A 12497-nucleotide genomic window follows, 5' to 3' on the forward strand; every position below is an offset into this window, starting at 1 on the left:
CTTGCAAGCTGTTCAATTACTTTTATAGATTTCTCTATATCCTTCTCTTTGTTTCTCTACAACCTGCTCTATATCTTCTAAAATATCTTCAGGAATGTCTTCAACAATGCATCGATCCACTTGGAAAATTGCACATGTACCACATGATGAGCTAAGCCAACGAGGAACAGGCTGTAAGCGTACAGTTATGTGTGCCTGCTTACAAAATTGTTCAAATTGGATAGCCCCGAAGTGAGAATAAAACGTTGCTACATATTCCATATTATTTTGTGATAGTGAGAATATACTCACCGTTCTCCTCTTGAGATACGATTGTGTATCCTTGAGCTACTACAAATCGAGTAATATTTTCCACTGCTGTTTTAGAGTCAGATTGCACAGTATATTGACTGTCACCTGATGCCATTGCTTTTTGTACCATAATCACTGGTTCTGGACAAGATAGTCCTCTTACATCAATCATACTTACCTCCCGCTTTCCTTATTTACGCATATTTTTAACAGCAATTACTAAGGCGATAACAAAGCCTACACCTACTGCAATTTGGCCCGCTACTGGAACACCTGTACCTGTGGCTGCCAAACCAAAATTGTGAGCAAATGCTGCACCTGCCGCTAAACCTACGACTGTAATCATAGAATCGGAATTACCTTCACCGGATAAGATCAATTGACGTAATGGGCAACCACCCATTAATGTACAGCACAAGCCAGCCAAGGCCATACCTAAGAAGTTCCACAATCCATCTGTATGCGCAATTGGTTGTTTCACAAAACCAGGATGGAAGTTACCAACCGAAATGTTCACTAGGAACGCTGCTACAAGAATCGCAATAAAACCAAGAATTAATTTTGTTTCTTTAAATAGGATGATATCTCGGATACCACCTACCATACAAAGACGGCTGTATTGTGCTAAGCCACCTACGACTAAACCTGCTGCCAAAGAAATCCACAATGGAGCATGAATGGCACCTGGCCCTTTTTCAGTAAAGAAAATGAACGCTGGCGCTGCCACCACAAGACCTAATAAAATTACCTGTGCTGCCGGCATAATATAGGAGTCCATTTTAGATACGATATACGTTCTACCCAAGGAATAGCCACGTTTTAAGAATACTGTACCCACTGCAATACCACCAGTAAATCCTAATAGACCCATGATAGCATTCCAATCACCACCAGCTAATCGTAAAATCATACGGAATGGACAGCCTAAGAAAATAAGACAGCCAATCATAGTAAAAAATCCTAAGGTAAATCGTGTTGCTGGAGCGGAACCACCTTTAGCAGATCGCTCTCCACGGAACCAAGATAATAAAAAGGCTCCTAACACTAATCCAATAATCTCTGGACGAATGTATTGTACTGGTGCTGCTCTATGCAGACCCAATCCCCCTACAGAATCACGAATAAAACAGGCAATACAAAAGCCCATATTTTGTGGGTTTCCCGCTAGTACTAAAAAACTAGCAATAGCACCAATAATTAATCCAGCAATAATAATTCTTTGCTTTTCACTTACTACACTCATAGTACCTCTCCTACTAAACATTACCTCTTCGACTAGGTTACTTTTGTCCCTATAAATTGATATTTTTCACGCCTTACTTTATACTAAATATAATATACATATTAAAAGGAGTTATACTTATGAAATCCATCTATGCAGATAATAGCAGTACCTCTTTTCCAAAAGCGCCCACTGTAGCGCAGGCTATGTATGATTACATTTCCTATAATGGAGCCTCCGTTCATCGATCCTCTAACGAGGATGCATACCAAGTAGAACGCTTACTCTTAGAAACACGTCAACAGTTACAACAACTATTGGGTGGACCTAGTCCAAAATACGTCATCTTTACTCCCAATGTAACAACTAGTCTAAATATGGTCTTACAAGGTCTTTTTTCTGCCGGTGATCATCTCCTAATTTCCAGCTTAGAGCATAACGCCGTCATGCGTCCGCTCCACCAATTATCTATGAAAGGTGTATCTTACTCCACCATTCCAAGCACACCTCAAGGGGAAATGATTACCTCCACCTTAGAATCACTCCTCTTACCTACTACAAAGGCCATTCTAGTGACTCATGTATCTAATGTGTGTGGCACCATTCAACCTATTGCCGAAATCGGTGCATTCTGTAAAGAACACAATCTATTGTGTATCGTAGATGCTGCACAATCTGCTGGTATCTTACCAATCCATATGAAAGATATGAACATTGATATCCTGTGCTTTACCGGTCACAAAGGATTATTGGGACCTCAAGGGGTAGGAGGCTTTCTCCTTACCAAAGATGTGGCTCATCAAATACACCCTCTACTAACTGGTGGCACTGGTAGTTTCTCTCACACTATAGAGATTCCCACTACCTTTCCCGACCGCTTTGAACCTGGTACGCCCAACATTCCAGGCATCCTCGGTCTTCATGCTAGTTTGTCCTATCTCAATACAGTAGGCATCGACAGCATTTACCAACACGAATTGTCTTTGACCAAACAATTCATATGTGGATTACAAGAACTACCAAAGTATACTATTCATGGTATGCCCAACATTCATAATCGGACAGCCGTAATTTCTATCTCTCCTAATCATTGTGATCCAGCAGAACTGGCGCACAATTTAGAAGAAACCTATCATATTATTACTAGAGTTGGTTTGCACTGTGCTCCTACAGCCCATCAAGTACTAGGAACCTATCCTAGAGGAACCGTTCGCTTTTCCTTTGGATACCACAACACAGCTGATGAAGTGGATACTATATTAAATAGCTTGGATCTGTTACAGACTACACAACTCTTATAACTAGAATACCATACATCAAAAAACAAAGTAAGCACCAATTATACATATAATTGGTGCTTACCTATTTTCGTGCTACTTTCTGTATAAAGAAAGCACTTATATATGTAACCTAACTCTAAATTTTACAATATTTTAATTAGATAGATTGTTTTCTACGAATTTTGCGTTCTGCTTTCCATTTGTCCAATCGAGCAATCGCTTTTTCCCGACGTGTTGCTTGTACTACATGTGTTTCGGTTCCATAGCCATTTAATAATACATTAAGAGCTACTGCCATCAAGCTACCAAATGTAATACCACTGTGAAGAACAATTTTTAGCCATTCAGGGAAATGATCATAGAATGTTGGAACTGCCAAAGGAATCATACTCACGCCAATACTGATTGCTACAATCATAAGGTTGTAAGTGCCATCAAATTGTACTTTAGACAAAGAACGAATACCACTAGCGATAATCATACCAAACATAGCCACGCCAGCACCACCTAATACAGGATTTGGAATACTTGCTACAACAGCCGCCATTTTAGGGAATAAACCTAATAACACTAAGATAACACCAGATGCTGCCACTACGAAGCGACTTTTTACATTGGTTACTGCTACAAGTCCAACATTTTGTGCGAATGCGGTATGAGGGAAGCTATTTAGTAAGCCACCAATCATAGTTGCAAAGCCGTCTGCTCGCAAACAAGCTGCTAATTCTTTCTTACCAATTGGTTTTTCTACAATTTCGCCGATAGCAATACAGTCACCAGTTGTTTCTGTCATAACAACTAACATAACAATGACCATAGAAATTATGGATGAAAATTCAAAAGTTGGCCAACCAAAAGCAAGTGGTGTCACTACTGCAAACCATTCAGCTTCACCAACGGCTCCTAAATGGGCTACGCCAAGAGCCATGGACACTAATGTTCCTACTACTAGCCCTACTAATACAGCTACATTACTCCAGAAGCCTTTGCCAAATCGATACACAGCTACCACGATAACCAATGTTAAGATAGCCAGAAATAAATTGACAGGGTTCGCAAAATCAGGAGAACTAGGATTACCTCCCCCTACCCAACGAACGGATACTGGCATTAATGTAATACCAATTATTGTAATAATGGTACCTGTTACTACAGGTGGAAAAAAGCGGATTAAACGACTAAATAGATGGGAAATCAAGAATGTAACAATCCCTGCTACAATAACGGCCCCATAAATACTTGTCATCCCATGTTCCTGACCAATTAAAATCATAGGGGATACTGCGGCAAATGTAATCCCTTGAATCAACGGGATTTTTGCACCTATTTTCCAAAACCCTAATGTTTGGATCAATGTAGCGATCCCACAAGTAAATAAGTCTGCATTAATTAATTGAATCAATTGCGCTCCTGATAAGTGCATAGCTTGAGCTATAATAATTGGAACCGCTACTGCTCCAGCATACATGGCTAATACGTGTTGTAAGCCGTAGGCAAACAATTTAGGAATGGGTAACATTCCATCTACATGATTAACTCCCTGAATTTGATGTGCCATATGAATCACCTCATATTACTTAATAGAATATACTAGTCTTATGCTTATATCATGTTTTGAATATTCGACATCATCTTACGCTGTAACAAGCACTTCCGTGCTTGTTACAACATCTCCCTCATAGACTTAGTACACTCTCTCCCTTACTGATTATTTTCTATATCCAGTTTTCTCAAGTGGTAAAGAACAACGTTCCATACCGTCCAAACGATTATATGCATTGGCAATAGCTGGAGCAATTGGGATACTACTGATTTCCCCAATACCTTTAGCACCATATGCATATTGGTCCGGCGTACCTTTTTCTATGAATGTGCATTTGATTTCTGGGCGTTGCGTAGCTCTCAACAAGCCTAATGTGCCATATTTTGTAACTACTTTACCTTCATTGTATTTGAAGTCTTCTGTTACACCATAGCCCATCCCCATGATTGTGCCACCTTCAACTTGGCCTTCACAAGATTGAGGGTTCACCACTCGTCCTACATCATAAGCCACATGAATTTCACTTACCTTGTTATCATCTCCTATCGTAGCTACGCAAGCTCCATACCCATAAGCCACATGGCTCTTAGGATGTTTTTTATCCGAATCGAATGGATCCGTAACCCCTAGGAACTCTTCGTATATTTCTTTACCTTCAAGGTCTGCTAACGTTTGAGTTTTCAATAATTCTGCTAATTTTTCAGCAGCTCTACGTGTTGCTTCCCCTGTAAATACCGTTTGTCGAGATGCTGTAGTGGTACCAGAGTTTGGTGTCCGTTCTGTATCTGGTGCTTCTACTACAATTTGTTCTGGTGAAAGTTTCGTAGCTTCTACCACAATTTGTGCCGCTACTGTACCTACACCTTGACCAATACAAGCTGCTGATGTACGAATACGAACCTTGCCATCACGAACCTCTAGGATAACGCGTCCTGTATCGGGCAAACCTACACCAACACCACTATTTTTCATGCAAATAGCAAGCCCTGTACGATCACTGGCATAATACGAATCTTTAACGGCTTCCAAACATTCCACAATGCCTGTATCTGGAGTACATACTTGTCCATTTGGTAAGTAATCACCAGGTCGTACTGCATTTTTATAGCGGAATTCCCATGGATCCATACCAACTTCTTTAGCTAGTAAATCAATATTTACTTCTTGCCCAAAAATCGTTTGTGTTACACCAAACCCACGGAATGCACCGCCAGGTACTGTATTTGTATATACACAAATACCATCCATAGAGAAGTTTTCAAAATTATATGGACCGCTAGAGTGTGTACCTGCCCGTTGCAATACCGGGCCACCTAAGGATGCATAGGCTCCACAATTGGAAACAATTTTTACTTTTGTCGCTACTAATTTACCTTCTGCATCACAAGCGGTAGTAATATCCATTTCCATGGCATGGCGTTTTGTATGTACTTCTAAACTTTCTTGTCGAGTTAACTGTACTTTCGTTGGAAGTCCCGTTTTCCAAGCTACAAGTGCTGCATGATGTTGCACACTCATATCTTCTTTACCACCAAAGCCACCACCTACTAGCATGCTGTGGACTTTTACTTTGGATACATCCAACTCCAGCATACGAGCCACTTCACGTTGATCATCATATATACTTTGGCTGCCTGTATAGAGTTGAACTCCATCTTCAGTTTTCACTGCAATAGCACATTCTGGTTCCATAAATGCATGGTCCGTTTGTGGTGTAGAATAATGACGAGTAACTACATGCGCCGCATTGGCAATTGCTTCATCTGCATTACCACGACTTAATGATTGATGCGACAAAATATTACCATTCGGATGTAATTGAGGCGCCCCTTCTGCTAAAGCCTCTTCTGGAGTGACTACAGGTGTCAATTCTGTATAGTCTACAGTCACTAAATTACACACTTCTTGTAAATATTGTTTTTCTTTTACCGCAACTACGGCAATGGCATCGCCTACATATCGAGTGATATCTCCTTCTGCAATCATTACGTCCCAATCTGGAACAATATGACCTGTTTTATTAAAAGGTACATCTTTGGCTGTTAATACTGTTACGCATTGAGGATGTGCTAGAGCTTCTTCAATATGAATTGCATCTACACGAGCCCTTGGATATTTAGAGCGAATAGCTTTGGCATAAATCATACCATCCACTACCATATCATCTACGTATAAACCTGTACCCAATGCTTTCTCCATCGCATCAACACGATGCAACCGAGAGCCTACTGTACCATCTGCATCATTTTTAGGAACAGGTGTATTCTCTTTAAACATACGAGCCGCTAATAAAATCGCATCTTCAATTTTAACATAACCTGTACAACGACAAATATTGCCCAGTAAAGCTTTTTGCACATCTGCTCTTGTAGGCTCTAATGTAGTATCCAATAATGCTTTGGCACTGATAATCATGCCTGGAATACAGAAACCACATTGTACAGCTCCACATTCAGCAAACGCATATACATATACTTCTTTTTCACGTTCTGTAAGGCCTTCAATAGTGATAATTGATTTACCTTCCATTTGTGAAACTTTGCCTATGCAAGCTTTTACTTTTTTCCCATCAATGAGAATCGTACAAGCTCCACAAGCACCTGCACTACAACCGTCCTTTGTTCCGGTTAAACGTAGGTCATCACGAAGATAATCCATTAGTCGCTTATCTTCTTCTACCTCACGCCAAATACCGTTAACTTGAAATCGGTACATACAGAGACCTCCCTCCAATTATTGTTGGAATTCCCCTTTATAGGCTTCCACTAATTTTCTATCTTGCACCACATGGTGCCCACGTAAAAACACATCATCTATTCGACCATGTACAGTCATTCCCTCATAAGGTGTATAATCTGACCGACTATGAGTTTTATCCGAAGTCATACATTCTGTTACATCTAGTGAAAGTATTACGATATCTGCGTCACTTCCTACCTGTAACGTACCTTTTTTTGGATATAATCCATATAACTTAGCTGGTGTTTCGCTAGTTAATTTCATATATTCTACAGGATCGATTCGTCCACTATGAACAAACATATCCCACATTAGAATCATCCGCTCTTCTACACCTGGCAGACCACCTGGTGTTTTCGTAAAGTCACCAAGACCCTGCGCTTTTTGCGCCAATGTATAATTGCAGTGATCCGTACATAAAGTTTGGAAAACTCCACGCTCTACCGCCGCTTGCAAAATCTCCACATCTCTTTGTTTTCTAAGAGGTGGACTTAAGATATATCGCAATCCTTTTCCATCCGGCTGATTATACAATTCATCTGTCAATAATAAGTATTGAGGGCAGGTTTCACAGGTTACTTTTGCCCCATTTTTTCTGCGTTCCTCAATCACATCTAATCCTGCTGCAGAGCTCACATGTACAATATGTACTGGATAATCTGCTAACTCCCCTAGTCGAATGAAGCGATGCATTGCTTCTGCTTCTATGGTATCTGGCTTTGAAAGTGGATGATACTTTGCTTCAGTATCTCCTTCCTCTCTCATTTCCTGTACCTTAGCTGCAATCATCGCTCCATTCTCACAGTGGGCTGCCACCAACGCACCGGTTGGGGCGATTGCTTTAATTGCTTCATAAATTGACCGATCATCAATACTAAAGCTATAGGCCATATATACTTTGAAGGATGCGACGCCTTCTTCTACGACCTTAGGAATTTCCGCTGCTACTTGCTCATTCATATCTAACAATTCCATATGAAATTTATAGTCACAAGAGCAACGTCCTTCCGCCCGTTTTTTATCGCGTCGCAAACCTTCTAACAAAGATTCTTCAAAAGGCGATGCAAAATTGATAATCGTCGTGGTCCCCCCCATAATGGCCGCTTTTGTGCCACTTTCAAAATCGTCTGCCGTGGTGGCAAAAGCATTGGTCATTTCAAAATGGGTGTGTGTATCGATTCCTCCAGGCAATACATAGCGCCCTTTTGCATCGATTCGTACATCTCCCGGTTTTGCCTCAATATGAGGAGCTACCTCTACAATTGTATCGTTTTCAATTGCTATCGTCCCTTGCATGACTCCCGTTGGGAGTACAAGATATCCTTGTTCAATGAGTATCATAGATATAATATGGAAGTTCTTTAATGAACGCTTCCACAACTCCTTTCAACACCTCTGGTAAGGCATCAATCGCTGTGCGACCTGTAGCGCCTTGGAAGCGATATCCGCATTCCTTACCTTGAATATAAAAGCCATCATTATCACTTGCTAATAAGCGTTCTTCATCAATGAAGTATGTTAATTTATCTTTATATGGGAAGCATGGTTGTACGCAATGACAAGCACAGTTACCACATTCATTACAAGACTCATCAATGTGAATAATCAATTTTTTACCATCTACAGTAATGCATTCATTCGTTCTATTTGGACATACACGTACGCAAGTACCACATACCACACGGCATTCATGATTTTTATCATGAGCTGTTGGGAAACCTGGTTGCTCTTCGCGTTTTTTCTTAGCAGCTGCAGATTTTTTGTATGTTGGCGCTGTTCCCATAGCCTCAGCAAAAGCTTTGATCTCTGTTGGTTTAACTACCTTAGCAGTATCATAATCTTCTGCTTCTACTAATTTAGCCAAGTTATCCAATTGGTTGTAGCCTAAACCTTGTAGCAAGGTTGTACATACTGTAATTGGCCAAATACCTGTGCGGAATAAAGCTGCAATATTTTTCGCATCAGCACCACCGCTATAGGACATTGGTAAGCGTTCGCCAAATGTTTCACTCAATAATTGAGCCACACCGATAGATAATGGTAATAAGGATTTACCAGACATATACATTTGCTCACCTGGTAATTCTTTTTCGTGAATCGAAACAGGGAATGTATTTGTCAGTTTCACACCGAATACTAAACCTTCTTCTTCTGCAATCGTCAACAATCGTTCAATCATTGGCACTGCTTCCTTAAAAGATAAGTCCACTTCAAATTGATGTGCATCAAAATCAATATATCCAAATTCTGCTTGATCTAATAATTCTCTTACACGATCATAGCCTAATAATGTTGGATTACATTTTAGATATAGATTCAAATGTTTTTCTTTCATTAGATATGTACAAATCGATTCAATTTCGCCTGCAGGACAGCCGTGCATGGTAGATAATGTAATACCTTGGCAAATGTTGTCATCAATATTGCGAATGTAATCTTCTGTTACATGTTTAAATTGATGTACATTAGCTAATGCCCATTCTTCGCATTCCTTCCAAACTGGTTTAGTACGTGCTGCACGTAAACATTCCATATAGGAATCTACATCTTCACTTTGAATGCCCGCTAAGTTGTAGCCAACACTCATAATAAAGATGAATCCATCTGGATCGCCGATGCCCCATTCTTTACTAATTAATTTAATAGCAAACCATGCTTTAATGTATTCATCAGCAGCCGCATGGCAATGGTACTCAGAGGACCATTCCACATTGTATGCTTCATCTTTTGAATAAATACATGGTCTTGGGATGCCCAATTCTTCACCGAACATAATTTGTACTGTTTTTAATTCTAAGAATCGGGAACCGCCCACATAGGCTGCTACTAAGTTTTGAGCTAATTGAGTATGTGGACCTGCTGCAGGGCCTAATGGATTTTCTAGATTACGACCAAATAAGGATAACCGTTGATTCGTGCCTGTTGTGTGCATGCGCTCCACATTATATACTCGATTGTGTGTAGCATATTCTGTTAGAATATGGTTCATTAAATGTCCGAAACTTACCGGATACATGATATCGCTCATAGTATTCACTCCTTACTGAAAGTGTATTATGGGACTAATCGTTTCCATAAACGATGGGAAATTTGTCGTACTTCTCGTAGCAATTCTTCTTTATTCATGCCACATAATTGACGATCTAGCATACGTACCTTACCACCAGAAATCGTTGTAATTACATTAAGACCATTTAGGCCAAATAGTAAATGACCATTAATATTATCAGCATGTAAATCTGTTCTAGGAATATAATCTAAAACAATTACATCTGCTTCTGCCCCCGGTGTCAAGGTACCAACTTTTACAGGGAAGAATTTTTCAATCATTGCTGGGTTAGTATTGAATAACATATGTGGAATTTCAGTCCAACCAACATTTGGATGTTGCATGTTATGTTTCACTAAACAATTTGCTACTTTGTAGGATTCTAACATATCGCTAGTATATCCATCTGTACCAAGACCCACTGGAATACCTGCTTCCATAAGTTTTAATACATTAGGTGCTCCTACCGCATTACCCATATTACTTTCTGGATTATGAGCCACCATGGTGCCAGTTTCAGCTAATACCTTCACTTCACTATCATCTACATGGATACAATGCCCAGCAATTGTTTTCGGCCCTAGGATGCCATCTTCATGCAAGCGATGCACTGCGCGCATACCATATTTTTCTTGGCTATCTTCTTGATCTGTAGTGCCTTCTGCTACATGGATGTGATATCCTAAATTGTCTACGTTTTGTTCACGAACATAAGCCAATGTGTCTTTGCTCAATGTGAAAGATGCATGTAACCCCATCATAGCTGCGAGTGTTTCAGGGTTTTCTTTTGCTTCTTTACCAAAGCGTACGTTTTCTGCTACAGCTTTCTCCATTTCCTCTTGGCCATTCCGATCACTTACTTCATAGCACAAGCAAGAACGAACACCGAAGTCTTGAGCAACCTCGCTAATAACAGATAAACTACCTTCTGTTTCTCCATAACTTGCATGATGGTCGAATATGGAAGTCACACCATTTTCGATACATGCCATATAGGTCACAATCGCACTTGCCCACACATCTTCTTTAGCAAGACGTTTATCTAAGTAGAACCACAATCCATCTAAAATTTCTTTAAAATTTGTTGGGTTATTACCAGGGATATATAATCCGCGGGCTAAGGCAGAATAAATATGATGATGAGCATTTACAAAACCAGGCATAATCAAGCGTCCATGAGCGTTCACTCGATATGCTTTTGGATATTGTTTGCGCAATGTTTCGTATGAGTCTACCGCCACAATTTTAGTGCCATCCATTAATACCCCACCATCTTCAATAATGGGTTGTAATGGATTACGTGTAACGACAGTTCCTTTTCCTAGTAAAATCATAGATAGGCTCCTTTCTATGAAACACTGTATGTATTTGAAATGCTATTGTTATAATTCGATATGTGTACCTGTTTTTCCTTCTATACCTTCTCGAGATTTTTCTAATTGAGTAATAATAGCTTTTCTACCTGGTTTCGATTTAGCAAATGCCACTGCTGCTTCCATTTTTGGTTTCATAGAACCTGCTGCAAATTCACCATTTTTGATGTGTTTTTCTGCTTCTTCTACAGTAATGTGCTCTAACCATTGTTGGTTTTCTTTACCATAGTTAATCGCTGCTTTTTCAATAGCTGTTAAGATAATCAATACATCAGCATCAACTTCTTGTGCTAATAGGCTACTAGTCCAGTCTTTATCGATAACTGCAGAGGCACCTGTTAAGTGATTTCCATTGCGAACTACAGGAATACCACCGCCACCGCAAGCAATCACTAATTCATGACCAATTAAACCTTTGATTGCTTGTAATTCAATGATTTCTTTTGGTGCTGGTGATGCTACGACACGGCGATAACCACGACCTGCATCTTCTTTTACTACGTAATCATATTGGTTCACTGCATGTACGGCTTCTTCTTTTGTCATAAAGTGACCAATTGGTTTTGTAGGGTCTAAGAAAGCTGGATCATCTGCATCTACACGAACTTGTGTAACCATTGTTGTAACAGGTAAGTCTTTAATACCTCTATTCAACAATTCTTCGCGTAATGCGTTTTGTAAATCATATCCAATATACGCTTGGCTCATGGCTACGCATACAGACAAGGGAGTATTAGGTTGCCCTTCTACTTCTCTTGTCAATGCAGCCATAGCATTATTGATCATACCGATTTGAGGACCATTACCATGGGTAACGATAACATCACAATCTGCTTCGATTAAATCTACGATTGCTTTCGAAGTTTCTTTTACTGCAAGCATTTGTTCTGGTAATGTATTACCTAGGGCATTGCCCCCTAAAGCGATAACAACACGTTTTTTCATAGGGTACCTCTCTATGGTGTATATATTCCTAACTACTTTGTAGGGATTAAAATAA

Annotated in this window: 10 protein-coding genes; 1 reads left to right on the forward strand and 9 read right to left on the reverse strand. The window is 39.8% G+C overall.

Translation table 11 applies throughout. The annotated features are described in order from the left end of the window. Positions 1-12: 12 nt before the first annotated feature. The 3 genes from EO118_RS01555 to yedE are packed head-to-tail and all read right to left on the reverse strand — an operon-like array spanning position 13 to position 1534. Positions 13-291 carry a DUF3343 domain-containing protein gene (locus EO118_RS01555; protein WP_240626894.1) on the reverse strand — a complete coding sequence of 93 codons (279 nt, stop codon included), beginning with the start codon at positions 289-291 and terminating at the stop codon, positions 13-15. After that, entirely contained in the window at positions 263-463 is a 201-nt protein-coding gene (locus EO118_RS01560) for a sulfurtransferase TusA family protein (RefSeq protein ID WP_127068309.1), read from the reverse strand. The genes EO118_RS01555 and EO118_RS01560 overlap by 29 nt, the downstream gene beginning before the upstream one ends. Before the next feature lie 18 nt (positions 464-481). Next, positions 482-1534 carry a YedE family putative selenium transporter gene (yedE, locus tag EO118_RS01565; RefSeq protein ID WP_127068310.1) on the reverse strand — a complete coding sequence of 351 codons (1053 nt, stop codon included), beginning with the start codon at positions 1532-1534 and terminating at the stop codon, positions 482-484. 119 nt (positions 1535-1653) lie between these two features. Between yedE and EO118_RS01570 the strand changes: the two genes are divergently transcribed. Continuing rightward, on the forward strand, positions 1654-2814 hold the full coding sequence (locus EO118_RS01570; protein ID WP_127068311.1) for an aminotransferase class V-fold PLP-dependent enzyme: 1161 nt from the start codon (positions 1654-1656) through the stop codon (positions 2812-2814). 136 nt (positions 2815-2950) lie between these two features. On the opposite strand, the gene EO118_RS01575 is transcribed toward EO118_RS01570, so the two are convergent. The 6 genes from EO118_RS01575 to arcC form a co-directional block, all read right to left on the reverse strand. Then, complete coding sequence (locus tag EO118_RS01575; RefSeq protein ID WP_127068312.1) at positions 2951-4351, reverse strand: nucleobase:cation symporter-2 family protein; 1401 nt, start codon at positions 4349-4351, stop codon at positions 2951-2953. A gap of 150 nt (positions 4352-4501) precedes the next feature. Beyond that, positions 4502-7051 carry a selenium-dependent xanthine dehydrogenase gene (gene xdh, locus EO118_RS01580; protein WP_127068313.1) on the reverse strand — a complete coding sequence of 850 codons (2550 nt, stop codon included), beginning with the start codon at positions 7049-7051 and terminating at the stop codon, positions 4502-4504. Between the two features lie 18 nt (positions 7052-7069). Next, the gene (gene hydA, locus EO118_RS01585) at positions 7070-8371 is read right to left on the reverse strand and encodes a dihydropyrimidinase (protein ID WP_240633516.1); all 1302 of its coding nucleotides are present in this window, start codon (positions 8369-8371) and stop codon (positions 7070-7072) included. 31 nt (positions 8372-8402) lie between these two features. Continuing rightward, entirely contained in the window at positions 8403-10103 is a 1701-nt protein-coding gene (locus EO118_RS01590) for a selenate reductase (protein ID WP_127068315.1), read from the reverse strand. Between the two features lie 26 nt (positions 10104-10129). Continuing rightward, a complete protein-coding gene (gene ssnA, locus EO118_RS01595) occupies positions 10130-11458 on the reverse strand; it encodes a putative aminohydrolase SsnA (RefSeq protein ID WP_127068316.1) in 1329 nt (442 codons plus the stop codon). A 48-nt stretch (positions 11459-11506) separates the two neighbouring features. Continuing rightward, positions 11507-12442, reverse strand: a complete 936-nt coding sequence (gene arcC, locus EO118_RS01600) for a carbamate kinase (RefSeq protein ID WP_127068317.1) — start codon at positions 12440-12442, stop codon at positions 11507-11509. Positions 12443-12497: the final 55 nt, after the last annotated feature.

It is taken from the genome of Veillonella sp. 3891 (assembly GCF_003992315.1).
Lineage (GTDB): Bacteria > Bacillota > Negativicutes > Veillonellales > Veillonellaceae > F0422.